Raw genomic sequence first — 24,238 nt, 5'->3', positions numbered from 1 at the left:
CCACGGGCCGGGCGACGACGAAGGCCGTCCCACTCGAGAGTGGGACGGCCTTCGGGCGACGCCAGGTCTTCGGGGTCAAATGGACCTAGAAGACGTTGATGTCGAGGGGGATGCCGGGACCGAAGGTCGTCGACAGCGTGCCCTTGGTGATGTAGCGGCCCTTGGACGAGGACGGCTTGAGACGGACGACCTCTTCGAGGGCGGCGTCGAGGTTGGTGTTCAGCTGCTCTTCCGAGAAGCCGGCCTTGCCGATGACGAAGTGCACGTTGCTGTGCTTGTCGACACGGAACTCGATCTTTCCACCCTTGATGTCGTTGACGGCCTGCGCGACGTTGGGGGTCACGGTGCCGGTCTTCGGGTTGGGCATGAGGCCACGGGGACCGAGGACCTTACCGAGACGACCGACCTTGCCCATGAGCTCGGGGGTCGAGACGGCCGAGTCGAACGACGTGTAGCCGCCGGCGACCTTCTCGATGAGCTCGTCGCCACCGACCTCGTCGGCTCCGGCCGCGATGGCGGCCTCGGCGGCGGCACCCGTCGCGAAGACGATGACGCGGGCGGTCTTACCCGTGCCGTGCGGCAGGATGACGGTGCCACGCACCATCTGGTCGGCCTTGCGCGGGTCGACACCGAGCTTCAACGCGACCTCGACGGTCGAGTCGAACTTCTTCGAACCGGTCTCGCGAGCGACGGCGACGGCCTCGCTGGTGCTGTAGAACTTGCCTGCCTCGATCTTCTCGGCAGCGGCGCGGTACGCCTTGGACTTCTGAGCCATGTTGAACCTCTTCGTACTGGGGACGTGGTTGCGAGCCTGGCCGGCTCTCCCACTGATGTCAGGGTCGTGCAGGCGGGTCGCCTGCACGGAGGGGTGCTGCTTAGGCGTCGACCGTGATGCCCATGGAGCGGGCGGTGCCGGCGATGATCTTCGCCGCGGCGTCGATGTCGTTGGCGTTCAGGTCGGCCTGCTTGGTCGTCGCGATCTCGCGCACCTGGTCCATGGTCAGCTTGCCGACCTTGGTGGTGTGCGGGGTACCCGAACCCTTGGCGACGCCGGCAGCCTTCTTGATGAGCTCGGCGGCGGGCGGGGTCTTCAGGATGAACGTGAACGAGCGGTCCTCGTAGACCGTGATCTCGACGGGGACGACGTTGCCGCGCTGCGACTCGGTCGCCGCGTTGTACGCCTTGCAGAACTCCATGATGTTCACGCCGTGCTGACCCAGGGCCGGGCCGATGGGCGGGGCGGGGTTCGCGGCGCCGGCGTTGATCTGAAGCTTGATCAGACCCGTGACCTTCTTTTTCGGTGCCATTGTTCTTTTCCTTCTTGTGGGGTTCGAGCGGATCGCGGTCGCGACCTGCTCTCCCGGTGGCCCGCGGCGCGGACTCCGGTGATCTGAGAACTCGGGGGATGCGTGTTAGAGCTTCGTGACCTGGTCGAAGCTGAGCTCGACCGGCGTCTCGCGCTCGAACAGCGAGACCAGCACGGTGAGCTTGCCGCTCTCGGGCTTGATCTCGTTGATCGTACCGGGAAGTCCGGCGAACGACCCCTCTTTGATCGTGATGGTCTCGCCGATCTCGAAGTCGACCTCGGCGGGGATGACCCGCTGGGCCTGCTTGCCACCCTTGGCACCGCCCTTGGCGGGGGCCGGGGTGGTGTCGACCTGCACGAGGCTCTTCAGCATGTTGAAGGCCTCTTCGAAACGCAGAGGCGTCGGGTTGTGGGCGTTGCCCACGAATCCGGTGACACCCGGGGTGTGGCGCACCACCGACCAGCTGTCCTCGTTGAGGTCGAGGCGCACGAGCACGTAACCGGGGATACGGACGCGGGTGACGAGCTTGCGCTGCCCGTTCTTGATCTCGACGACGTCTTCCATCGGGACCTCTACCTGGTAGATGTAGTCCTCCATGGTCATCGAGACCATGCGGTTCTCGATGTTCTGCTTCACGCGACGCTCGAAGCCGGCGTACGAGTGGATGACGTACCACTTGCCGGGCTTGCCCCGCAGCTCGTAGCGGAACGCCTCGTAGGGGTCGACCTCGGCGGGCTCGTCGTCCTCGACCTCGGCGGCGGACACGTCGACGTCGACGTCGTCGTGGGCGATCTCGGCGTCGGCGTCCTGGACGGACTGCTCGGCCTCGGCGATGACGGCGTTCGCGGCCGGGGCGTCGCCTTCGTCGGCGGCCTGCTCGGCCTCGGAGTCGGCCTCGTCGTCGGTCGCCTCGACGGCGGCCTCGGCCTCGAACGCGTCGTCGACGTCGAGGGCGTCGTCGACGATCGCGTCCGCCTCGGGGTCGCGAGCCTCGGCCAGCGTGTCGAGCAGGCCGTCGAGGTCGCTCGTGTCGGTCGAGCCGGCGTCGCCCTCGTCGACGACCGAGAGGGCCTCGGACTCGGCGGGCTCGACGGCGTTCTCGTCGGCGGCCAGCGTGCCGCCCTCTTGGGCCTCTTCGACCTCGGAGGACTGCTCGGCAGCGGTGGCGAGGTCGATGTCGTCGCGCTCGTTGTCAGGCAAGGGTTCTTCTTTCGATCGGGGTTGTCGGATGCTCGTGCTCGATGGCGCGGCACCCGCTCACGTGGTGCTCGGGGATGGGCCGGGACGTGCCGTGTCAGCTGCCGGTCGGGCCGTTGCCGAAGACGTAGCCCACACCGGTGCCGAACACCAGGTCGAGCAACGAGACGAGAGCCATCATGATGACCACGAAGACCAGCACGACGCCGGTGTAGCTCAACAGCTCTTTGCGGGTCGGGGTGACGACCTTCTTGAGCTCGGCGATCACCTGGCGGATGAACAACGCGATGCGGGCGAAGGGGCTACGGCGCGTCGCACCGTCGCTCTTCGCCTTCTCGACGACGTCTTCACTGGGGACGTCAACGTCTTTTCTCGCCACTGTTCCGACCTTCCGAGCTCGACCCGTGGGCCTGTGTCCGTATCTGTGTGTGATCACCGTGTCATGAGGAACACAGCCGGGCTGCAGGGCGGACAGGACTCGAACCTGCAACCTGCGGTTTTGGAGACCGCTGCTCTACCAATTGAGCCACCGCCCTATGGGATCGACGCCCTTCAGATGACCTCTCGGTCGAGCCGGGAGGCCCTGCCTCTCGAGACCGGCTGTTGGTGAACCGGACTGCAGAGGCGCGCTGAAGCTTGGCGCATTCGATCGCCTCGTCAAGTGTAGGCGAAGCGGCGGGTGCGTGCAAAGCCGGTCGTACGACGCCCCCGCACGCCCCCGGACCGGGCCTGTCCGGCCCGGTGGCACCCCCGCTAGGCTGACCCGCGTGACTCCGACCGTGCGCCGTCTCTCGTCCCGTATCTCGTCGATCGCCGAATCGGCCACGTTGGCCGTCGATGCGAAGGCCAAGGCCCTGCTCGCCGAGGGCCGGCCGATCATCAGCTACGGCCCGGGCGAGCCAAACTTCCCGACGCCCGACCACATCGTCGAGGCGGCCGTCGTCGCCGCCCGCGACCCGCGCAACCACCGCTACTCGGCGGCTGCCGGTCTGCTCGAGCTGCGCGAGGCGATCGTCGAGAAGACCCTGCGCGACAGCGGCACCACGGTGTCGACGTCCCAGGTGATCGTCACGAACGGCGGCAAGCAGGCCGTGTACCAGGCCTTCCAGGCGCTGCTCGACGACGGCGACGAGGCCCTCCTGCCCGCGCCCTACTGGACGACCTACCCCGAGGCGATCGCCCTCGCCGGCGGCGTCACCGTCGAGGTCTTCGCGGGTGCCGACCAGGGCTACAAGGTCACCGTCGATCAGCTCGAGGCCGCTCGCACCGAGCGCACCAAGGTATTGCTGTTCTGCTCCCCGTCGAATCCGACCGGGGCGGTCTACTCGCCCGACGAGGTCGAGGCCATCGGTCGGTGGGCCCTCGAGGCCGGCGTCTGGGTGATCACGGACGAGATCTACCAGAACCTCACCTACGACGGCGTGACGGCCACCTCGATCACCGAGGCCGTCCCCGAACTGGCCGACCAGGCGATCCTCGTCAACGGCGTCGCCAAGACCTATGCCATGACCGGGTGGCGCGTGGGCTGGATGATCGGCCCGACCGACGTCATCAAGGGCGCCGCGAACCTCCAGTCGCACCTCACCTCGAACGTCTCGAACGTGTCGCAGCGCGCGGCCCTGGCCGCGCTGACCGGCCCCCAGGACGAGGTCGAGGCCATGCGCGTCGCCTTCGACGCCCGCCGCGCGACGATCGTGCGCGAGCTCAACCGGATCGACGGCGTCGTGTCCCCTACCCCCGAGGGCGCCTTCTACGTCTATCCCGACGTCCAGGGCCTGCTCGGTCGTGAGTGGGGCGGCGTGACGCCCACCACGTCGCTCGAGCTGGCCGACCTGATCCTCGAGCAGGCCGACGTCGCCACCGTGCCCGGTGAGGCCTTCGGTCCCAGCGGGTACCTGCGCCTGTCGTACGCGCTGGGCGACGACGAGTTGCTCGAGGGCGTCCGCCGCCTCCAACGCTTGTTCGCCTGACCTCTCGTCGAACCGTCCCGAGGCCGGGTCCACCGATCGGTGGACCCGGCCTCGACCGGTCGGGCCTGGTGCGCGGGGCCGCGGGAGCGCACGCTGGAGCCATGACGCCCGATCCCGTCGTGCGAGTGCACGACCTCACCAAGACCTACGGCACCGCCACGGCCCTCCACGGCCTCTCGTTCGAGGTCGCCGCGGGCGAGACCCTCGGCCTGCTCGGCCCGAACGGTGCCGGCAAGTCGACCACCATCGAGATCCTCGAGGGCTACCGCGACCGGTCCGGTGGCGAGGTCTCGGTGCTCGGCACCGACCCGCAGCACGGAGGCCTCGACTGGAAGGCACGCCTCGGCATCGTGTTGCAGACGTCCGGCGAACAGGGGTCGGCCACGGTCCGTGAACAGATCGCCCACTTCGCCGGCTTCTACCCGAACCCTCGCGACGTCGACGAGGTGATCGCGGCGGTCGGGCTCGAGGCGAAGGCGGGGGCACGCATCCGCTCGCTGTCCGGTGGGCAGCGGCGTCGCGTCGACGTCGCGCTGGGAGTCGTGGGTGGCCCCGAGCTGCTCTTCCTCGACGAACCGACCACGGGGTTCGACCCCGAGGCCCGACGACAGTTCTGGCACTTGATCCGGTCGTTGTCGGACGACGGCACGAGCATCGTCCTCACCACGCATTACCTCGACGAGGCGGCGCAGCTCAGCGACCGCGTCGCGGTGATCGCCCAGGGCCGGCTCGTCGCCCAGGGTCGACCCGACGAGCTCGGGGACGAGGAGGCGCGCACCCCCCGCGTCACCTGGGTCGACGAGCACGGACGGCACGAGGTCCGCACGTCCGGTCCGGGCGCCCTGGTCGCCGACCTGCACGCCCGCGGGGGCGAGCCCCGCTCGCTCGAGGTCATCCGGCCGTCGCTGGAGGACGTGTACCTCGGGCTGGTCGCGGCCGTCGAGCGGGCAGCGGACGGGACGCCCGACGCGACGAGCGCCGGGGACGGGCACCGCGCCTCCTCGTCCGGGGTGGCCTCGTGAGGACGCTGACGCTCGGACTGAGCCGCACCCGCTACGAGGTCCGGGGGTACTTCCGCGCCGGGGACACGGTGTTCTTCACGTTCTTGTTCCCGGTCGTGATGCTGGCGATCTTCTCGACGGCGTTCAGCGCCTCGGGCTCGTTCGGCACCCGGCCGGACGGCTCCGAGGTGGGGGCCGCCGCGTTCTACCTCCCGGGGATGATCGCGGCCGGCATCCTGCTCTCGGGCGTGCAGAACCTCGCCGTCGACATCGCCCTCGAACGCGGCGACGGCACCCTCAAGAGGCTCTCGGGCACTCCGCTGCCCGTCGGCTCGTACTTCGTGGGCAAGTTCGGGCAGGTGCTGGTCACGAGCCTGCTGCAGGTGGCGTTGTTGGTGCTGGTCGCGCGCGTCGTCTTCGGTGTGCCCCTGCCGACGGACGTCGGGTCGTGGCTGACGCTCGCCTGGGTCTACCTGCTCGGCATCGCCACCTCGTCGGTGGTCGGAATCGCCCTGTCGCGCGTGCCCCGCAGCGGCAAGAGCGCCACGGCCGTGATCGTCCCGATCACGCTGGTCCTGCAGTTCATCTCGGGGGTCTACCTGCCCTTCACCCAGCTGCCCGACTGGCTGCAGTCCGTGGCCTCGGTCTTCCCCCTGAAGTGGCTGGCCCAGGGCATGCGCAGCGTGTTCCTGCCCGACACGTTCTCGGCCGCCGAGGCCGGCGCCTCGTGGGACCTGCCCGGCGTGGCCCTCTGGTTGACGGTCTGGCTGGTCGCCGGGGCCGTCGCGTCGGTGATGACCTTCCGCTGGATCAGGAAGGACACCTGACCCGTGGACGGGCACCGGTCCCCCACCGGCAGACGGCGGCCGCTAGCGTGATCGACATGGACGAACGCGGAGGCAGGTCGCCGGTCGAGGCGTCCGCCCGGGCGGGCACGGCGATCTCGATGCGCTGGTGGGACGCCGGTCTCGCCGGCACGGTGGTCGTGATGGTCGTGCTGGCCACGACGTCCTCGAGCGGTCGCGTCACGGCCTCGTTCGTCGCCGTCGGCGCCCTGCTGCTCGTCTGGTTCTCTCTCGCTCGACCCGTCGTCCGTCGTGACGACGATCTCCTGTCGCTCTCGGCCCTCGCTGCCGTGGCCGCCCTCGTGGTCGTCGGCGGCGCGGCCGTCGGGGCGACCCCCGAGCTCGCCGTCGTCCAGGCCTTCGTCATGCCGCTGCTCTGGACCCTGATGCCGACGCCCCGCTCCGCGATCGTGGCCAACGTCGCACTCTGCCTCGCCGTCTCGATCGGGTTCGTCGTCAGCCTCGGCTGGACGGCAGAGGCCGTCGCGACCGCCGCCACGAGCGAGGGCCTCTCACTCGTGTTCAGCATCGCACTCGGGCTCTGGATCACCACCATCGCCCGCGTCGGTGCCGAGCGCGGCCGCCTGCTCGACGAGCTACGCGAGGCCCAGGCCGAGCTCGCCGCCCGCCACCGCGACGCCGGCACGAGTGCCGAACGCGAGCGGTTGGCCCGTGAGATCCACGACACGATCGCCCAGAGCCTGACCGGGGTCGTGATGCTCACCCAGCAGACTCGCGGCGCCCTCGCCTCCGGCGACGTGGCGACGACCCTCGAGCGGCTGGACGTGATCGAGACGGCCGCGCGAGAGGCCCTGACCGAGGCCCGCACCCTCGTCGCGGCCACCGCGTCGTCCGGCCCGGCCGGCGCCAGCGTCGCGGCGGCCCTCCGGCGCCTCGGCGAGCGCTTCGAGCGCGAGAGCGGCATCGACGTGACGGTCCACGCCGACGAGGCCGAGCTGCCCCGCGACCTGCAGGTCGTGCTGGTGCGGTGCACCCAGGAGGCGCTGGCCAACGTCCGCAAGCACAGCGCGTCGACCACGGCGCGCGTGGTGCTCACGGCCTCGGGTGGCACGGCCGTGCTCGTCGTGACCGACGACGGCACCGGGTTCGACCCGACCGTCGCGTCGACCGGCTTCGGGCTCGACGGACTCCGCGAGAGGCTCGGCCTCTCGGGCGGCCGTCTCGACGTCGCGTCGGACAGCCGTGGCACGGTCGTCACCGCACGCGTCCCGCTGACGGCGGCGGTGACCTCGTGACCGTCGGCCCCTCGCACGAGGACGCGACGCCGGCCGGCGGTGGAGCCTCGCGGACGGGGTCAGCCGTTCACCGCACCCTCGTGGCCGACGACCACCCGATCGTGCGGCAGGGCATCGCCGCGCTGCTCGCCACGACCGGCGACTTCGTCGTCGTCGGGCAGGCTAGCGACGGCGAGGAGGCCGTCGCCCTGGCGGACGCGCTGTGTCCCGATCTGATCGTCATGGACCTCCGGATGCCCGGCCTCGACGGGGTCGACGCGACCGAGGCCGTCCTCTCGCGACACCCGTCGACCAAGGTCGTCGTCCTCACCACCTACGAGTCCGACGACAGCATCCTGCGCGCCATCGAGGTGGGCGCGAGCGGCTACCTGCTCAAGGCGTCGCCCGAGGACGAACTCCTGGCCGGCCTCCGAGCGGTGGTCGCGGGGCAGGTGGCCTTGGCCCCCGCGATGGCGAGCCGGCTCGTCGGCCGGGCGCGGACCGGCGGAGAGCCCGTGCCCCGCACGAGTCCGTTGAGTCCTCGCGAGACCGAGGTGCTCGGCCTCGTCGCCGAGGGATGCTCGAACCGCGAGATCGGACGTCGGCTCTTCGTGGGCGAGGCGACGGTCAAGACACATCTGCTGCACGTCTTCGAGAAGCTCGGCGTCAACGACCGGACGCGCGCCGTCACGCTGGCCCTCGAGCTGGGCCACCTGCCGCGCGGCTGACGAGCCGCACGCGATCGCGTCGCGGGCGGGCGCGTCGCGGCAGGCCTCGTCCTCAGAGCGTGAGGCCGAGGAGGACGGGCTCGGGGTGCAGCAGCACACCGAACTCGGACTGCACGCGCTGCTGTACGTACCGGGCGAGCTCGGCGACCTCGTCGCCCGTGGCACCACCACGGTTGGTCAGGGCCAGGGTGTGCTTCGACGAGATGGCGGCTCGCGAGCCGGGCAGCCGGAAGCCCTTGGCGATGCCCGCGTGCTCGATCAGCCAGGCCGCGCTGAGCTTGACCTGGGCGGGTGCCCGTGGAGCCGGAGCGGCCGGTTCGTCGCCGAGTGGCACGACCCGACGCTCGGGCTCGGGGCCGGTCGGCCACCGCGGAGCGTCGGCCGGCAGGCTCGAGGCGTCGGCACGCGAGACGACGGGGTTCGTGAAGAACGAGCCGCTCGACGCGGTGTCGCGGTCGTCAGGATCGAGCACCATGCCTTTCGCGGCTCGAAGGGCGAGCACACTCGACCGCACGTCGGCCACCGAGACCCGGGCCCCGAGCTCGACGCCCAGGGCCTTCGCGAGCTGCGGGTACGCGACCTGTTCGCTCGCGCCTCCGTCGTCGGCCAACGCGAACTCGACCGCCGTGACGACCCCACGCCGCCCCTTCTTGAACACGCTCGTGCGATAGCCGAGGTCGAGGTTGGCCGCAGGGATGCGGACGAACTCGCCCGAGTCGTCATCGAGGAAGTCGACGGCCACGAGGGTCGACGCGACCTCTTGACCGTAGGCCCCGATGTTCTGGATCGGTGAGGCTCCCGTGGAGCCGGGGATGCCGCTGAGCGCCTCGAGCCCCGACCAGCCCTGCTCGACCGTGGAGGCGACGAGGTCGTCCCAGGGTTCGCCGGCGGCGACGCGCAGGTGGACGCGGCCGTCGTCGGAGCGGACGCGCTCGACGCCGCGGGTGGCCACGTGGACGACGGTGCCGTCGAACGGCTCGTCCGAGGCGACCGTGTTGGACCCGCCGCCCAGGACGTACCAGGGATCGCCGCCGAGTGAGGCCTCGCGGACGGCCGCCAAGAGGTCGTCCGTCGTCGTCGCCTCGACGAGGCGGGCGGGCTCGGCGCCCACCTGCATCGTCGTGAGCTCGGCGAAGGTCGTCACGCCAGCGTCACCACGACCTGGGCCTTGCCCAGCACGGTCTGGCCGCCCGAGGTCACGGTCAGGTCGATGCGAGCCGTGCCGGCCTCGCCGTCGAGCTTGCCCACCTTCGCGACGACGGCGATCTCGGCGCCGTGGGTCGGGTCGACCACGACGGGGCGCGTGAAGCGCACCTGGTAGTCGGTCACCCGGCCGAGCACGCCGGCGTCGTCACCCGCACCCTCGAGCCATTCGACGACCGGCTGGACGGCGGTACCCATCGTCAGCATCCCATGGGCCAGGACGCCGGGAAGGCCGACGTCGGTCGCCACGTCGTCGCGGTAGTGGATGGGGTTGAAGTCACCCGAGGCGCCGGCGTACCGCACGAGAGAGTCGCGGGTCAGGGAGTAGGCCTTCTCGGCCACGACCTGACCGACCTCGAGCGCGCTCATGCGGCGACCTCGTCGTCGGCGCGGACGACCAGCGTCGACACGGCCGTGACCACGTGCCGCCCCTCGACGTCGCGCATGTCGGACGACGCGGTGACCATCGCGTTGCCGCCCAGCGTCTTGACGCTCGTGACCGTCAGGGTCGCCGTGAGCTCGTCACCCGCGACGATCGGGCGCGAGAGCGAGAAGCGCTGCTCGCCGTGGACGACGCGGGAGAAGTCGATGCCCGCGTCGGGCTCGGCGAGCAACTGGGCGAGGGTCGCCTCTTGCACGACGACGGCGAAGGTCGGCGGTGCGACGACGTCGGCGTGGCCGGCCGCTCGGGCCGCCTCGACGTCGAGCGACAGGGGGCTCGTCGAGCCGGTGGCACGGGCGAACTCGCGCACCTTCTCTCGACCCACCAGGTAGGGCGGGGCCGGCGGGAAGACCCGCCCTTGCAGATCAGGGTTCACGGACACGAGATCGAGTCTAACCAGCGGGGTACGACACCCGGCCCGGTGTCGGGGGCACGGCGTACGGTCACGTCATGAGCGACGCGAACATCGACCCCGACATCACCCCCGTCGACCCGGCAGCGGCCGAGTCCGACGAGACGACGACCACCGACACGACGACCACCGAGCAGACCGAGCAGACCGACCAGGCCGCCACGGCCCGCGACGAGAACTCGAGCCCCGCACACGGCGAGACCCTCGGCGGCGCCCGCCCCGACGCCGGCAGCACGGCCTCGAAAGACCCCGACGACTGGGTCACCGGCGACGAGCCCATCACCGGCCCGCAGAAGAGCTACCTCGACACCCTCGCTCGTGAGGCGGGCGAAGAGTTGCCCGCCGACATGACAAAGGCCGAGGCCAGCGAGCACATCGACCGCCTCCAGCAGAAGACCGGCCGGGGGGCCTGAGGCCCCACCGTCCGACCCCGCCCGGGTCGATCCGCGAATCCCGCCGTCGGGACCCTTCCGATCCGCCCGCCTTCGTCGTACACTCCAGGCACGTCTGGGATGGTAACTCGACGTGGGCACCCTCATCCGGCGCGTGCCGGTACTGATCCACCTGCACCTCGAGCGCCGAGGGTGCGACGAGGTGCATCCGAGTCCTCCCCCGGACTCGGGTGCACCTCTTCACGTCCGCTCCGGGTGACGGCACCGTCCGCCCGCTCCGCCCGACGCCCCGTCTAGGGTGAGCGGATGACCTCCCCCGGGCCTCACGGCACGCCTCGCGACACCCGATGGCCCGGCGCCGCGGCCTCCCGGGCCATCGCTCTCGTCGGCTCGACCCACCCGGGCCCGACGGTCGTGGTGACCGTCCTCGCGGTCGTGCTCGGCGCCTCCTCGGGTCTGCCCGTCGACCGGCTCGCGCTGCTCGCCCTCGCCGTGCTGCTCGGGCAGGCCTCGATCGGCTTCGCCAACGACTGGCTCGACGCCGGACGTGACCGGGCCGTGGGCCGGACCGACAAGCCGGTCGCTCAGGGCCGTGTCAGCGTGTCGGCCGTCCGCACGGCGGCGGTGGCCTGCGGAGTCCTGATGCTCGTGCCCTCGTACGCGCTGGGACCGGCGGCCGGCACGGCGCACCTCGTGCTCGTGGCCTCGGGGTGGGCCTACGACCTGGGCCTCAAGCGCACGCCGGCCTCCGTGGTGCCGTTCGTCGTGAGCTTCGGCCTGCTGCCCGCCGTCGCCACGCTCGCCGCGTCGCCACCGGCACCGCCCGCCGCCTGGGCCGTGGCGGTCGGCGGGGTCTTCGGTGTCGCGATCCACTTCACGAACGTGCTGCCCGACCTCGAGGACGACGCCCGGACGGGCATCGCGGGACTGCCGCATCGCCTGGGGCGCACCCTCTCGGGCATCACGGCGTTCGTGGCGCTGGGGGTCGCGACGGTCCTGTTGCTGTCGGGTCAGCTGGGCGGCGGCGCGTCGACCCCTGGCCTCGTGGCGGCGGTGGTCGGCTCCGTCGTGACGCTCGTCATCGCCCTCGTCGGCATGCGTCTCGTCATCGCAGGGCGCATCGACCGGACCCTCTTCCGGTTGATCATGGTCGCGGCCCTGCTGCTCGTGGTGCAGCTGGCTCTCAGCGGCGGCACGATCGTCGCCTGACGGCCTGACGGCCTGACGGCCTGACGGCCTGACGCCCTGACGGCCTAACGGCCTGGCACGACGTCACGTCGCACCGGGCGACGTCGCACCAGGAGGGCCGGGCCGCGGGCCTCTCAGGCCCAGCGCATCGCGTAGACCGAGGCGAGCAGGTGTCGGCTCGGCGAACGGAGCACCGCCGCGAGCGCCAGATCGCGGGCCCGAGCGGTGCCGCTGCCGACGGGCCGACCGAGCGCGGTGTTCCACTCGGCCTGACGGGCGGCGCGGACCGCCGCGCGAGCACGGTCGGCCTCGAACCGGTCGAAGGCCGTCGGGTCGAGCATCCGGCCACCCCTCAGCTTCACCGCCGCCGCGATCACGTTCTCGAGCGCGTGTCCGTCGAGCCAGCCGAGGTTCATGCCCTGTCCGCCGATGGGGCTGATCTCGTGGGCGGCGTCACCGATGAGCACGACGCGGCCGACGACCGTCCGCGTGGCCAGTCGTCGCCGGACCCCGAACGCGCTCGCCATGGTCGAGCTCGTCGGGTCGACGGGTACGCCCGTACGGTCCGTCACGAGCCGGGCCACCTCCTCCGCGGTGACGGTGGAGGCCGGCCGACGCTCGGCACCGGCGTGCACGACGAACCGTCGTCGCCCGGCGGGCAAGGGGAACGACTCGACCACCCCGGTGCGCTCCAGGTGGATGACGGCGTCGGTCCCGTGACCCGTGGCGTCCGCGAAGTCACCCATCACGTACCGGTCGGGCAGGTCTCGTACCGTGGTGTCGAGCCCCGACGCGGCGCGGACGGCACTTCGCGTGCCGTCGGCCCCCACGACGAACCGGGCGGCGACCACCACGGGGCCCTCACCGTCCACGCCCTGGACGACGACGTCCTCGTCGCGTTGCTCCAGCCCGACGAACCGGACGCCCCGGCGCAACGCGTCGTCCCGCCGAGCCGCGAGCCCGGCCCGCAAGACGGCCTCGGTACGGTCCTGCGGCACGGCTGCGACGAACGGCCACCGGGACGACGCGCGGTCGAACGGCACGACGCCCACCGTCCGCGAGCCACTCCGGGCGATCCCGCGCCGGATGCGGACGGCATCGGCCAGCAGGTGGTCCGCGAGCCCGAGCCGGTCGAACAGGTCGATCGAGGGCGGGTGCACGCCGAGGGCGCGCGAGTGCGCGGGGTCGTCGACCCGTGCCTCCCAGACGACGGCGTCGAGGCCCCGATCGGCCAGCGCCGCGGCGAGCATCACGCCGACCGGGCCGCCGCCCACGATCAGGACGTCATGCGTCCGCACGGCCACCGCCTCTCGGGACGTCGAGCGTGCCGGCGCGGATCTCGCGGACGAGCAGCAGACGGAACGGCCACTGCCGCACGACACGCCAGCCGCGGGGAGCCACGTCCAGCAGCTCCTCGGCCGTGAAGCTGCGGCGGATCGACAGGAGTCCGTCCACGTGGACGAACGACCGGGTCCGCCAGGGCCAGGTCGACGCGCGGTAGGCGAGATACGCCCCGCGGGCCCGTTCGATGTCGGCGTGCAGCACGAGACGGGTGGCCAGGCGGGCGCTGTCGTCGAGCACGGCCTCCCGGGCCTCGTCGTCGAGGTGGTGCAGCACGTGGTTCGACACGACCACGTCGAAGGTCTCACCGGCCGCGACGAGTTCGGCGCTCGACGCCCGCCGGAACTCCACGCCCGCCGGTACCGGACGCGACGACGCGAAGTCGTGGGCCCGGTGGTCGGGGTCGACGCCCACGATCTCGATCAGCAAGCCGTCCCCCCGGGCCCAGCCCGCCAGTGCCCGTGCGAGGTCACCGCCGCCCGACCCGAGGTCGAGCAGGCGCGTCACCCGCTCCGCCGACAGCAGTGGGCGCAGATGGCGGAGGTAGACCCGACGCCACCCCGCGACGAGACCGTTGACCACGGGGAAGGCGCGGTAGGTGGCGTTCAAGAGCTCGAGGTCGCACCCCGGGTCGTCCATCAGCTCGACGAGGCCCGCACCCCGCCGCGACAGGTCGGGCCACCAGGGCGGCGGCACGGCGATCGAGGAGGTGCGGGTCGTGCTCACGAGACCGCGCGCCGCGTCATCAATGCGGTCTCGACGGTCAGCCCGGGGCCGAACGCCATGGCGCCCACGCGCTGGGCAGGGGCGGCGGGCCCGGCGAGCAGCTCGCCGAGGATGAAGAGGACGGTCGCGCTCGACATGTTGCCGTAGTCGCGCAGCACACCGCGCGAGGGTGCGAGATGGGCGTCGGTGAGCCCCAGCTGTTGCTGCACGCGGTCGAGGATGCTGCGACCGCCCGGGTGGACGGCCCAGAGGTCGACGTCGCCGACGCCGACGCCGCCCGCCTCGAAGAGGGGCGCCAAGGCCGAGTCGATGTGGAGCTCGATGATCTGCGGCACGTAGCTGCTGAGCACCATGTCGAACCCCAGGTCGCCGATGGTCCACGCCATGTCCGTCTCGCCGACCGGGGTCAGCACCGTCTCGAGAACGTCGAGGTCGAGCACGACCGAACCCGAGGGTGCCGGGCGGGCGGTCACCACCGCGGCGGCGGCGCCGTCGGCGAAGACGGACGAGGCGACGATCGAGTCGGGGTCGTCGGAACTGCGCAGATGGAGGGTGCAGAGTTCGGCGCAGACGACGAGCACGACCGCACCCGGATCGGCGAGGCAGAAGTCGCGAGCCGCGGCGAGGGCGGGAAATGCCCCGTAACAACCCATGAATCCGAGGTGGTGACGACGGGTCGACGGTGACAGCCCGAGACCCCTCACGAGCAGGTAGTCGGGCCCGGGCGCGAAGAACCCGGTGCACGACACGCTGATCACGTGCGTCACGTCGTCGGGACCGAGGTCGGGCGCACCCTCGAGCGCGGCACGGGCGGCGGAGAGGAAGAGCTCGGGCGAGCGGTCGACGTACACCTGGTTGCGAGCGCCCGTGCCGGGTCGCAGGATCTCGTTCGACCCGGCGTCGTAGAACGTCGGCTCGCCCTCACGCGGACGGCGGTCGAGCTCGTCGACGACGGTGTGCCGGGTCTCGATGGCCGATGCCCCGAACGCGGCCCCGACGATGCGCTGCCCGAGCCTGCCGAGGCCGGGCTGCGTCGCGAAGATCTCGCGGACGTCGTCTTGTCGGATGATGGTCGGGGGCACTGCGGTGCCGATGCTTCGGATACTCACGGCCATGCCTCATCGTAGGCCCGGCGCTCGGAGACGGCACACCAACGCCCGACAGCGCACCGATCGACCGACGAGAACGGACGATCGTCGCCGACCGACGACGAAGGCCCGAACTCGTGAGAGATCCGGGCCTGCGGTAGCGAGGGCGGGACTTGAACCCGCGACACCACGATTATGAGCCGTGTGCTCTAACCAACTGAGCTACCCCGCCGCAGGCTGCGGGCCCTGCCGGCATCACACCGGGACGGGACCGAGACAGCCAGAGCCCCGAGTCAGGATTGAACTGACGACCCCTTCCTTACCATGGAAGTGCTCTACCACTGAGCTATCGGGGCGTGACCACCAGACGAGCGACCGAGGCCGCTGCCGATTGGCACCAGACAAGGGTAGCAGAGCGAACGGGGTGCCGACGCCACGCGACGACCCGGGCCGCCGAGCCGCGCCCGGGGCAGGATCGACGGATGCACAGCCTCGAACTCCTGCTCGACCCGGCCTCGGACGAGGCCGTCCGCGACGAGTGGCGCGTGCTGTCCGCGGCGGGTCTTCCGTCGCAGGGCGACCACGCCGGAACCTCGAACGCACCGCACGTCACCCTGGTGGCCCGACCGGGCCTCGACCCGGCCGCCGACCCGCGCCTCCTGCCCCTGTCGGCGGCGCTGCCGTTGGCTGCCGAACTCGGCGGGCTCTCGCTCTTCGGTGCCCCGCCGCGCGGGCTCGTGCTGGTGCGGCCGGTGGTCGTGACCCGTGAGCTGCTCCGCCTGCACGCTCGCGTGCACGAGAGCCTCGGAGGCGCGGGGGACGTCCCGCACACCACCCCCGGTCGTTGGACACCCCACGTCACGCTCGCGTCGCGCCTCACGCCCGACCAGGTGGCGCGGGCCCTCGTCGCCCTCGCGGAGGCCGACGCCCCGGCGAGCCGTCCGGTGGTGCTGTCGCAGCTGCGGCGCTGGGACCCGAGCACCGCGACGATCGTGCCGCTGGGCCCCGCACCCGGGCGCCCCCAGGATGCGGACGGCGCCGATCACTGAGCCCGTCGCCCCTCAGTCGAGCGGGCGCGAGGCGGCTTCGAGCGACGCCAGGTCACCCTCGGTCAACTCGACCCGCGCGGCGTCGAGCAGGCCCTCGAGCTGTCGTGAGGTGCGGGCGCTGCCGAGTGCACCGATGACGTTGTCGCGGGAGGCCAGCCAGGCCACGGCCACGGCGCCCGGCTCGACGTCGAGCCGCTCGGCGATCTCGACGACGACCTCGAGCGTGCCCTGGTTCTGCGGCGTGACGTAGCTGAGGGCCCGGCTTCCGCGCGGAGAGTCCCCTCGTCCCACGTCGTGACGGTACTTGCCCGTCAAGAAACCGCTCGCCAGGGACGAGTGCGGAAGCACCGCGAGGTCGTAGTGGTCGACGATCGCCGCGACGTCGCCCTCGTACTCGCCCCGGCGCACCAGGTTGTACGCGACCTGGACGACCCGGAACGGGTGCAGGCCGTCCCGGTCGGCGATCGCGAGGGCCTGGCGGAGGCGCGCACCCGTGTAGTTGGACGCCCCGGCGCAGAGGATCTTGCCCTCGTCGACGAGCTCGCTGAGCGCACCCACGGTCTCGTCGAGGGGCGTCTCGTCGTCGTCGAAGTGCGTGAAGTAGAAGTCCACGTGATCGGTGCGCAGACGCCGCAGCGACCCCTCGACCGCGGTGCGGATGCTGGTGCGGGACAGGCCCGGCGCATCGGGATGCTGACCGCACTTGGTGCTCAGGACGACCCGGTCGCGGTTGCCCGGCCGGGCGAGCCAGCGCCCGATGATCGCCTCGGACTCGCCACCGGAGTTGCCCGGCAGCCACGCCGAGTAGACGTCGGCCGTGTCGACGATGCGGCCGCCGTCGTCGGCGAAGAGGTCGAGCACCTCGAGGGCGGTGGGCGCGCCGACGGTCCAGCCGAAGACGTTGGTCCCGAGCGCGAGCGGGAACGGCCGGGTGCCGGCGGGCAGGTCGGCCGTCACGAGGTCGGTCGCAGGGTTCAGGGTCGTGCCAATCGTGTCGCGGGTGCTTCGGCCCCCGAGAAGCTCGCGCCCCGGGTGCCCTGACCAGAACCGTAGCCGATGCCGCGTCGGGGGCCTGCCGTATCGTTGCTGCATGTCCACACGAGATCCGGCCGAGACCGACACGCTGACCCCGACCGCCCCCCTCGCGGGCACCGAGACGACCGCCGGACGAGGCGGCGACTGGTGGCGCACCGCCGTCATCTACCAGGTCTACCCCCGGTCGTTCGCCGATCACGACGGTGACGGAGTCGGCGACCTGCCCGGCATCACGTCGCGTCTCGACGTGCTCGGCGAGCTCGGCGTCGACGCCGTCTGGCTGTCGCCCTTCTACGCCTCACCGCAGCGCGACGCAGGCTACGACGTCGCCGACTACCGCGACGTCGACCCTCTGTTCGGCACCCTGGCCGACTTCGACGCGCTGCGCGCCCGGGCGACAGAGCTGGGCCTGCGCGTCATCGTCGACGTCGTGCCGAACCACACCTCGAGCGACCACGCGTGGTTCCGCGAGGCTCTCACCTCCGCCCCTGGCTCCCCCGCTCGGGGTAGGTACCTCTTCCGTGACGGCCGCGGCCCGGACGGCGACCTCCCGCCGAACAACTGGCAGTCGATCTTCGGCGGCCCGGCCTGGTCCCGTGTGACCGAGGCGGACGGCCGACCGGGGCAGTGGTATCTGCACCTGTTCGACTCGTCCCAACCCGACCTCGACTGGACGAACCGTCGCGTACGCGACGAGTTCGTCGACGTGCTGCGCTTCTGGCTCGACCGTGGTGTCGACGGATTCCGGGTCGACGTCGCCCACGGCATGATCAAGGCCGAGGGCCTGCCCGACTACACGCCCCCCGCCGATTCCGGCAGCATGGGTGGCGGGCAGGGCGAGTCCGCTCCCCCGCCGTACTGGGGCCAAGAAGGCGTGCACGAGATCTACCGCGAATGGAACGCCGTGCTCGCCGAATACCCGGGCGACCGGGTGCTCGTCGCCGAGGCCTGGGTCGAGCCGCTCTCGCGTCTCGCCGACTGGGTGCGCCCGGACGAGATGCACCAGGCGTTCAACTTCGCCTACCTCGAGACGGGGTGGTCGGCGGCGGCCGTCCGGCAGGTCGTGGACTCGTCGATCGAGGCCTTCTCGAGCGTCGGAGCTCCGAGCACCTGGGTGTTGAGCAACCACGACGTCGTCCGGCATGCCAGCCGCCTCGCCCTCACGGCCGAGAACCCGCAGGGGTACGGCATCGGCCCGGCGAGCGAGGGGCTTCCCGTCCCCGAGCTCGGGTTGGCCCGGGCCCGCGCCGCGTCCGCGCTCATGCTCGCCCTGCCCGGTAGCGCCTACCTCTACCAGGGCGAAGAACTGGGCCTGCCCGAGGCGATCGACCTGCCCGACGAGTCCCGCCAGGACCCCACGTGGTTCCGCACCGGTGGAGAACGCTACGGACGCGACGGCTGCCGCGTGCCGCTGCCCTGGTCCGCGTCCGAGCCGGCCTTCGGGTTCAACGCGACCGGCGCCTCCTGGTTGCCGCAACCCGCCGACTGGTCGACGTACGCCCGCGACGAGCAGCGCGGCGTGGCGGGGTCGACGCTCGAGCTCTACACGAGAGCCCTGCGCCTCCGCGCAGACCACGAGCTCGGCGCGGGCACGCTGACGTGGCTCGACGGCTTCGGACCCGACGTGGTTGCTTTCCGCAGCCAGGGCGTCACGGTCGTGACCAACATGGGCGAGGTCCCCGTCGAACTCCCCGTGGCCGAGGTGCTGCTGGCCACGATGGTCGTCGACGGGCCGGCCCTGCCGCCCAACGCGACGGTCTGGCTCGCGGCCACGTCGTAGGCGGACGCGACAGCGGAAGAGCCCCACCTGTCATCAGGTGGGGCTCTTCTCATGCCGACCGCACACGCGGCTCGACGGCTCAGTTCGTGTTCGCCTGGAGCCAGGGGTAGGGGTCGACGGGCACGCCGCCGATGACGATCTCGAAGTGCAGGTGAGCGCCGGTGCTGTTGCCCGTGCTGCCGACCTTGCCGATGATCGTGCCGACCGTGACGGTCTCGCCCTCGCGGACCTCGACCGAGCCGGTCTGCATGTGCGCGTAGACGCTGGTGACCTTCTGGCCGTTGACGACGTGGTCGATCCACACGTTGTTGCCCAACGCACCGGACGGACCGTCGACCTTGCTGACGACGCCGTCGGCGATCGACTGGATCGGTGAGCCGGCGCCGGGGACGAAGTCGAGCCCTTGGTGGAACGTCGAGCAGAAGCCGCAGTTCGCGACCTGGCGAGCACCGAAGCCGCTGCTGATCGGCACGCCGGTCTGGAACGGCCACTGGACGGTGCCGTCGACGTCGTTCGAGAACGTGCTCGCACTCATCGACGCGTATTCGGACACGGCCTTCATCTCGGTGACCGAGTAGCCGTCGCGTGAGATGCCGGCCGCGCCGTCGGCCGAGGGCGCGGCAGCGGTGTAGCTCTGGGAATCGGCGGCCTTCTTCGCGGCCGTCTGCGTCGGGGTGTCGACGAAGAAGGCGTTGGCGGGGACCGAGGTGGCCACCAGCATCGAGGCGGCGAAGAGCATGGCTCCGACGACCGTGACGCGCTTGGTGGCTCGACGGAACGTCGCGCCGGCGGTGCGGGGGGTACGGACCGGAGCCTCGCGGCGAGGCACGGAACGCTGCGCCCGGACCGTCTTGGGGCGGCGCGCCGCAGACGGACGAGCGGCGGACTCCGTCGTGAGCCGTGCGGCGCGCCTCGGCGAGGCGGGCTCGGACGCGGACGCGGACGACGGAGCCTCGGTCAGGGGATCGGCGACCGTCGAAGCCCGGGCAGCCGACGCGGCGGGAGCCGTCGAAACGGCGGATTCGGCGGCCGCGCGACGCTCGGCCTCGCGGGCTTCACGGCGGGTGAGGTAGACGGGAACGTCGGCCACGGCAGAGGCGATCGGAGCGACGCTCGGCGATCCGGTGCCCGTGAGTTCGTCGGTGGCGCGACGCGACGGGGTTCCGTCGCCGTCAGGCTCGGCGATCTGCTGGTACTTCGTCACGTGTGATGGGTCCTCGGGGTGATCGGGATCGGACGGTGGGTGCACCGTCGTCTTCACGGCCGTCACTGGTGATCGTGACGCAGTCTCGGCACGGGCCTTCGGGAGGAGCCGGCGGAGAGCGCATCGCTCGGTGATCACGGATCAGTAACGACCTCACAAGGGTAGCCGGTCGATGAACGAATGGCTACCCGCGTTCGGGTGTCACACCGGACACACCCGTCAGATCCTGGCCTCGACGACCAGGGCGGCGAGGTCGTCGGCGATGGTCGGAGCCGCGACGAAGGTCAGCGATTCGCTCGGAGCCTCGCCGATCTCACCTCGGACGACGGCACCGGCTTCGGCGGCCACGAGGGCACCGGCCGCGTGGTCCCACGGCTTGAGCCCACGCTCGACGTACGCGTCGACGCGCCCGGCGGCGACGGCGCAGAGGTCGAGCGAGGCGGCCCCCATGCGCCGCAGGTCACGGACGCGTCCGACCACCCGGACCAGCGCCTCCGCGTGCTCGACACGGCGGGCCGCACCGTACGAGAAACCCGTCGCGAGGAGGGACAACTCGAGCGAGGCCGGGGCGTTGACCGCGAGGCGGCGCCCGTTCAGCCACGCGCCGCCGCCCGTGGAGGCCGTGAACGTCTCGCCCGAGGTCGGGTTCACGACGACCGCGGCGAGGGTTCGCCACGTGAGGGGGTCGGGGCCACCGTCGACGACGGCGATGCTGACGGCCCACTGCGGGATGCCGTAGACGAAGTTGACGGTGCCGTCGATGGGGTCGACGACCCAGGTGAGACCCGTCGTCGAGTCGTCGGGGTCACCCTCTTCACCGAAGAAGCCGTCACCAGGGTGCAACTCGGCCAGACGTCCACGCACGAACGTCTCGACCTCTCGGTCGGTGTGCGTCACGACGTCCACGGCGCTGCTCTTGGTGTCGGCGACCTCGACCCCCTCGGACCGGCGGCGAGCCGCCAGCTCGGCGGCCTCACGCGCGACGACGACGGCGATCTCGAGCAGCTCGGTAGAGGTGGGGATGGCAGTGGCGGGCACGGGTCCTCCTGGGGTGAGGTGCCCGGTAACGCAAGAACGGACTCGACGAGCGAGTCCGTTCTTGAGGGGCAACCGTGGCAAGTGAGGGATTCGAACCCCCGAAGGCTACGCCGGCTGATTTACAGTCAGATCCCTTTGGCCGCTTGGGTAACTTGCCATGCACGCCCAGCCCGTGTGATCACCGACCGGAGGCGCCAGACAAATATACAGCCTCACGAGCCCCCTCACGACCACACCCCGCCCCGCCGTGCAAATCGCGACAGCCAACGCCCGACACGCCGACGTTCGGTGGTTCGACGAGCGGTCGCCCGACCGGATGGTCGGGTTCGGCACCCTGTGAGCGGCTCGCGAGGTCGGATTCGGCCCAGAACGATCCGGCCGACGCCGCCGGTAGCCTCCTCCACAGCGAGCCCGACGTCGATGGCTTCCACACCCAGTCGCCGGTCGGCACCCCGGCGGCACGGTCGCGACCACGCTACGCAGATGAGTCTCCTCGTCCCGGCCACCGTCCGGCGCCTCGGCTCCGTCGCCCATCGGCGTGAGTTGCTCGCGACCGGCCTGACACGACGCCAGGTCGAGTCCTCGTGGCGCGCAGGCGAGATCGTCCGCATCCGGCACGGGCTGTACGGCCTCGTCGACCTGCCGGTCGACGTCGTCCGGGCGGCGCGGGTAGGAGGCGCGTTGGCGGGAGCCTCGTCGCTCGCGCATCGAGGCGCGTGGGTCCCTCCGAGACCGCGATTGGTCGTCTCCGTCGGCCACAACGCTCGCGACCTCCGGGACCCGGACGATGCCGGCACCCGACTCGATCGTGCCCGGGACGACGTGCTCGTCCTCCGGGACCTGTCACGGTTCGACCGGCGGACCGAACGCTTGATGGCGTCCCCCAGCAGAGCAGCGGCCCAGGTCTTGCTCCACGAAACGCCCGAGCATGCGGCGGCCATCGTCGACTCGGCCCTCCGGCTGTCGCCGATGCAGCGACCCGATCTCGAGCGGGTCTCCGACCTGCTGGCGACCCGGAGCACGGCCCGTGAGCTCGTGACCTCGATCGACGCGAGAGCGGAATCCGGGACCGAGTCGATCGCGCGCCTCCTTCTCGCTCGCGACGGCATCAGAGCCGAACCCCAGGTGTGGGTCGACGATCACACACGAGTCGACCTGCTCGTCGATGGCTGGTTCGTGCTCGAATGCGTGAGCAAGGAGCACCACTCCTCGACCGCCGCCTACGCCCGGGACCGCGAACGGATTACCCACATCACGGGTCTCGGCTTCGTGGTGCTCGAGGTGACGTACGCGCAGGTCCTCTTCGACTGGCCCTCGGTACTCACGGCCGTCCGAACGACCCTGGGTCGGTAGGCGGGCCTCTTCCCCTTCCGCCTAGGCGGTCGGCCCGCGGTCGCCTGGCACCAGTCTGTCGCTCGGCCAGGCAGGGCCAAACCCGACAACTGTCACCACGAGAGGCGGGCCGAACCCGACAAAACCGACTTTCGTGCCAGGTCGAACCACCATCTGTCGGCGCGTCGCGGCGCGGCTGTCGCGATTTACCCACCCGGGCGGGGGCGAGAGAGAGGGAGGCGGCCGGGGCGGGGGCTACTGGACGGCGGAGGTGAGGCGGGCGACGTTGTCGAGCACCTTCGACCGGAAGGGGCGGGCGAGCCAGTCGTCCAGGAACAGCTCGCGGCTCGACTCGCGGTAGGTCTGCTCGACCTCGCGGAGCCGGTCGACGAACTCACGACCGCGCACCATGATCGAGATCTCGAGATTCAGGCTGAAGGACCGCATGTCCATGTTGCTCGAGCCGATGACGGCGACCTCGTCGTCGATCGAGAAGTGCTTGGCATGGAGGACGGTCGGCGAGCGATAGAGGAAGATACGGACCCCCGATCGCAACAGGGCTTCGTAGTAGGAGCGCTGCGCGTGGTAGACCACCGGCTGATCGCCGATCTCGCTGACGAAGAGCTGCACCTCGAGGCCCCGCTGCGCCGCGGTCGTGACGGCATAGAGCATCGACTCGTCAGGCACGAAGTAGGGGCTCGTGATGATGATGCGCTTCTGCGCGCTGTAGAGGAGCGAGTTGAACAAGCGCAGGTTGTTCTCGCCGTCGAACCCGGGCCCGCTCGGCACCACCTGGCAGTCGATCGTCTCGAGTCGATCGGCGGTCTGCACCGGGTCGGCCTCACGCAGCAGCAACTCGTCGGTCTCGCTGTACCAGTCGGTGACGAACAAGGCGTTGATGCCGGCGACGATGGGCCCCTCGAAGCGGACCATGAAGTCCTTCCACTCGAGCCCGCGTCGCCGGTTCTTGCGCTTCTGGTAGCTCTTGTCGACCATGTTCTGCGAGCCCGTGAAGGCCACACGGCCGTCGACCACGAGCAGTTTGCGGTGGTTGCGCAGGTCGGGCCGCTGGTATTTGCCCCGCAACGGCAACACGGGCAGCATCAGCTGCCACTGCACACCCATCGCGTCCAGGCGACGTCGCGCCTTGCGGTAGCCCGGGTACCCCCGACTGGCGATGTGGTCCATCAACACACGGACCGTGACACCCCGGCGACGGGCGTTCTCGAGCGCCAGGAAGAACGGCTCGGTCGTGCGGTCGAGGCTCGTGATGTAGAACTCGGCGTGGACGTAGCGGTGGGCCCCGTCGACGGCCTCGACCATGGCCGCCATGGACTCGTCGTAGTCGGTGTGCATCTCGCCGGTGTTGCCGCCGACGAGGGGCATGGCGCCGAGAGTGCGGTTGAGTTCGACGACCGATTCGAGCCAGGCCGGCCACGGGTGCTCGCGCTTGACCCGCTCGATGCCCTCGGTCGTCTCGATGATGTACTTGTTGATCTCGCTCTGCTTCTCGCGACGCCGGGCGGGCAGCTTCGAGCTGCCGATCAACAGGAAGAGCACGAAACCGACGTAAGGGATCAAGAAGATCGCCAGGAGCCAAGCGGTGGCCGTCTGCGGGCGTCGATTGATCGGGACGTACACGATCGCGAACACCCGGATCGCGATGTCGAGCACGATGCCGAGCACGGCGATCGTCGCCGCCACCCAGGTGGGTTCGACCATGGA

23 protein-coding genes, 4 tRNA genes and 1 pseudogene are annotated in these 24,238 nt (G+C 71.0%); 10 read left to right on the top strand and 18 right to left on the bottom strand.

Annotation, left to right across the window (positions count from 1 at the left end):
* Positions 1-85: 85 nt before the first annotated feature.
* From rplA to HRF36_RS01490, 5 genes are all read right to left on the bottom strand, one after another.
* Entirely contained in the window at positions 86-775 is a 690-nt protein-coding gene (gene rplA, locus HRF36_RS01510) for a 50S ribosomal protein L1 (RefSeq protein WP_043592944.1), read from the bottom strand.
* 100 nt (positions 776-875) lie between these two features.
* Positions 876-1,307 (bottom strand): 50S ribosomal protein L11, encoded by a 432-nt coding sequence (rplK, locus tag HRF36_RS01505; protein WP_043592945.1) that lies wholly within the window; start codon positions 1,305-1,307, stop codon positions 876-878.
* Between the two features lie 105 nt (positions 1,308-1,412).
* Positions 1,413-2,507: a transcription termination/antitermination protein NusG gene (nusG, locus tag HRF36_RS01500; protein ID WP_173205182.1), complete on the bottom strand. Its 1,095-nt coding sequence runs from the start codon at positions 2,505-2,507 to the stop codon at positions 1,413-1,415.
* A gap of 94 nt (positions 2,508-2,601) precedes the next feature.
* Positions 2,602-2,883 (bottom strand): preprotein translocase subunit SecE, encoded by a 282-nt coding sequence (gene secE, locus HRF36_RS01495; RefSeq protein ID WP_043592949.1) that lies wholly within the window; start codon positions 2,881-2,883, stop codon positions 2,602-2,604.
* A gap of 84 nt (positions 2,884-2,967) precedes the next feature.
* Positions 2,968-3,040: transfer RNA gene (locus HRF36_RS01490), tRNA-Trp, on the bottom strand.
* Between the two features lie 231 nt (positions 3,041-3,271).
* On the opposite strand from HRF36_RS01490, the gene HRF36_RS01485 reads away from it, so the two are divergent.
* From HRF36_RS01485 to HRF36_RS01465, 5 genes are all read left to right on the top strand, one after another.
* On the top strand, positions 3,272-4,474 hold the full coding sequence (locus tag HRF36_RS01485) for a pyridoxal phosphate-dependent aminotransferase (protein WP_173205180.1): 1,203 nt from the start codon (positions 3,272-3,274) through the stop codon (positions 4,472-4,474).
* Between the two features lie 101 nt (positions 4,475-4,575).
* Positions 4,576-5,496, top strand: coding sequence for an ABC transporter ATP-binding protein (locus tag HRF36_RS01480; RefSeq protein WP_173205177.1), 921 nt, complete (start codon positions 4,576-4,578; stop codon positions 5,494-5,496).
* Complete coding sequence (locus HRF36_RS01475; RefSeq protein WP_173205174.1) at positions 5,493-6,302, top strand: ABC transporter permease; 810 nt, start codon at positions 5,493-5,495, stop codon at positions 6,300-6,302. The genes HRF36_RS01480 and HRF36_RS01475 overlap by 4 nt, the downstream gene beginning before the upstream one ends.
* Before the next feature lie 56 nt (positions 6,303-6,358).
* The gene (locus tag HRF36_RS01470; protein ID WP_173205171.1) at positions 6,359-7,576 is read left to right on the top strand and encodes a sensor histidine kinase; all 1,218 of its coding nucleotides are present in this window, start codon (positions 6,359-6,361) and stop codon (positions 7,574-7,576) included.
* 80 nt (positions 7,577-7,656) lie between these two features.
* Positions 7,657-8,283, top strand: a complete 627-nt coding sequence (locus HRF36_RS01465) for a response regulator (RefSeq protein WP_371740042.1) — start codon at positions 7,657-7,659, stop codon at positions 8,281-8,283.
* A gap of 52 nt (positions 8,284-8,335) precedes the next feature.
* Here the strand turns inward: HRF36_RS01465 and HRF36_RS01460 are convergent, their stop codons facing one another.
* From HRF36_RS01460 to HRF36_RS01450, 3 genes are read right to left on the bottom strand one after another with little or no spacing between them, the layout of a single operon-like run.
* A complete protein-coding gene (locus HRF36_RS01460; protein WP_371739955.1) occupies positions 8,336-9,427 on the bottom strand; it encodes a UDP-N-acetylmuramate dehydrogenase in 1,092 nt (363 codons plus the stop codon).
* A complete protein-coding gene (locus tag HRF36_RS01455) occupies positions 9,424-9,855 on the bottom strand; it encodes a MaoC/PaaZ C-terminal domain-containing protein (RefSeq protein ID WP_173205165.1) in 432 nt (143 codons plus the stop codon). Before HRF36_RS01455 ends, HRF36_RS01460 begins: the two co-directional genes overlap by 4 nt.
* Positions 9,852-10,310, bottom strand: coding sequence for a MaoC family dehydratase N-terminal domain-containing protein (locus HRF36_RS01450; protein ID WP_173205162.1), 459 nt, complete (start codon positions 10,308-10,310; stop codon positions 9,852-9,854). The genes HRF36_RS01455 and HRF36_RS01450 overlap by 4 nt, the downstream gene beginning before the upstream one ends.
* Positions 10,311-10,537: 227 nt before the next feature.
* Between HRF36_RS01450 and HRF36_RS15660 the strand changes: the two are divergent.
* Positions 10,538-10,753 (top strand): annotated as a pseudogene (locus HRF36_RS15660) (DUF3072 domain-containing protein); the annotation flags it as partial.
* Positions 10,754-11,038: 285 nt separating this feature from the next.
* Positions 11,039-11,941, top strand: coding sequence for a UbiA family prenyltransferase (locus HRF36_RS01440; RefSeq protein WP_173205159.1), 903 nt, complete (start codon positions 11,039-11,041; stop codon positions 11,939-11,941).
* Between the two features lie 113 nt (positions 11,942-12,054).
* On the opposite strand, the gene HRF36_RS01435 is transcribed toward HRF36_RS01440, so the two are convergent.
* The 5 genes from HRF36_RS01435 to HRF36_RS01415 form a co-directional block, all read right to left on the bottom strand.
* Entirely contained in the window at positions 12,055-13,218 is a 1,164-nt protein-coding gene (locus HRF36_RS01435) for an NAD(P)/FAD-dependent oxidoreductase (RefSeq protein ID WP_173205158.1), read from the bottom strand.
* Entirely contained in the window at positions 13,205-13,987 is a 783-nt protein-coding gene (locus HRF36_RS01430) for a class I SAM-dependent methyltransferase (protein WP_371739954.1), read from the bottom strand. Before HRF36_RS01430 ends, HRF36_RS01435 begins: the two co-directional genes overlap by 14 nt.
* Positions 13,984-15,102 carry a type III polyketide synthase gene (locus HRF36_RS01425; RefSeq protein ID WP_173205156.1) on the bottom strand — a complete coding sequence of 373 codons (1,119 nt, stop codon included), beginning with the start codon at positions 15,100-15,102 and terminating at the stop codon, positions 13,984-13,986. The genes HRF36_RS01430 and HRF36_RS01425 overlap by 4 nt, the downstream gene beginning before the upstream one ends.
* Before the next feature lie 131 nt (positions 15,103-15,233).
* Positions 15,234-15,307: transfer RNA gene (locus HRF36_RS01420), tRNA-Met, on the bottom strand.
* A 52-nt stretch (positions 15,308-15,359) separates the two neighbouring features.
* Positions 15,360-15,431 (bottom strand) — tRNA-Thr (locus tag HRF36_RS01415).
* 126 nt (positions 15,432-15,557) lie between these two features.
* Here HRF36_RS01415 and HRF36_RS01410 point away from each other — a divergent pair.
* Positions 15,558-16,124: a 2'-5' RNA ligase family protein gene (locus HRF36_RS01410; RefSeq protein WP_173205154.1), complete on the top strand. Its 567-nt coding sequence runs from the start codon at positions 15,558-15,560 to the stop codon at positions 16,122-16,124.
* Positions 16,125-16,136: 12 nt separating this feature from the next.
* Here HRF36_RS01410 and HRF36_RS01405 read toward each other — a convergent pair whose 3' ends face one another.
* Complete coding sequence (locus HRF36_RS01405; RefSeq protein ID WP_217270846.1) at positions 16,137-17,081, bottom strand: aldo/keto reductase; 945 nt, start codon at positions 17,079-17,081, stop codon at positions 16,137-16,139.
* A 133-nt stretch (positions 17,082-17,214) separates the two neighbouring features.
* On the opposite strand from HRF36_RS01405, the gene HRF36_RS01400 reads away from it, so the two are divergent.
* Positions 17,215-18,939 (top strand): glycoside hydrolase family 13 protein, encoded by a 1,725-nt coding sequence (locus HRF36_RS01400; protein WP_173205151.1) that lies wholly within the window; start codon positions 17,215-17,217, stop codon positions 18,937-18,939.
* A gap of 79 nt (positions 18,940-19,018) precedes the next feature.
* Here HRF36_RS01400 and HRF36_RS16190 read toward each other — a convergent pair whose 3' ends face one another.
* The 3 genes from HRF36_RS16190 to HRF36_RS01385 form a co-directional block, all read right to left on the bottom strand.
* Positions 19,019-20,143: a M23 family metallopeptidase gene (locus tag HRF36_RS16190; protein WP_173205149.1), complete on the bottom strand. Its 1,125-nt coding sequence runs from the start codon at positions 20,141-20,143 to the stop codon at positions 19,019-19,021.
* A gap of 219 nt (positions 20,144-20,362) precedes the next feature.
* Positions 20,363-21,181: an inositol monophosphatase family protein gene (locus tag HRF36_RS01390; RefSeq protein WP_371739953.1), complete on the bottom strand. Its 819-nt coding sequence runs from the start codon at positions 21,179-21,181 to the stop codon at positions 20,363-20,365.
* 75 nt (positions 21,182-21,256) lie between these two features.
* Positions 21,257-21,338, bottom strand: a tRNA-Tyr gene (locus tag HRF36_RS01385).
* 326 nt (positions 21,339-21,664) lie between these two features.
* On the opposite strand from HRF36_RS01385, the gene HRF36_RS01380 reads away from it, so the two are divergent.
* Positions 21,665-22,534, top strand: a complete 870-nt coding sequence (locus tag HRF36_RS01380) for a hypothetical protein (RefSeq protein ID WP_173205147.1) — start codon at positions 21,665-21,667, stop codon at positions 22,532-22,534.
* A 234-nt stretch (positions 22,535-22,768) separates the two neighbouring features.
* On the opposite strand, the gene cls is transcribed toward HRF36_RS01380, so the two are convergent.
* The gene (gene cls / locus HRF36_RS01375) at positions 22,769-24,235 is read right to left on the bottom strand and encodes a cardiolipin synthase (RefSeq protein WP_173205146.1); all 1,467 of its coding nucleotides are present in this window, start codon (positions 24,233-24,235) and stop codon (positions 22,769-22,771) included.
* Positions 24,236-24,238: the final 3 nt, after the last annotated feature.

Origin of the sequence: Frigoribacterium sp. VKM Ac-2836 (assembly GCF_013248995.1) — a bacterium.
Taxonomy (GTDB): domain Bacteria; phylum Actinomycetota; class Actinomycetes; order Actinomycetales; family Microbacteriaceae; genus Frigoribacterium.
Note: the sequence above shows the minus strand (reverse complement) of the source record. Positions and strands in the feature narration are given on the sequence as shown.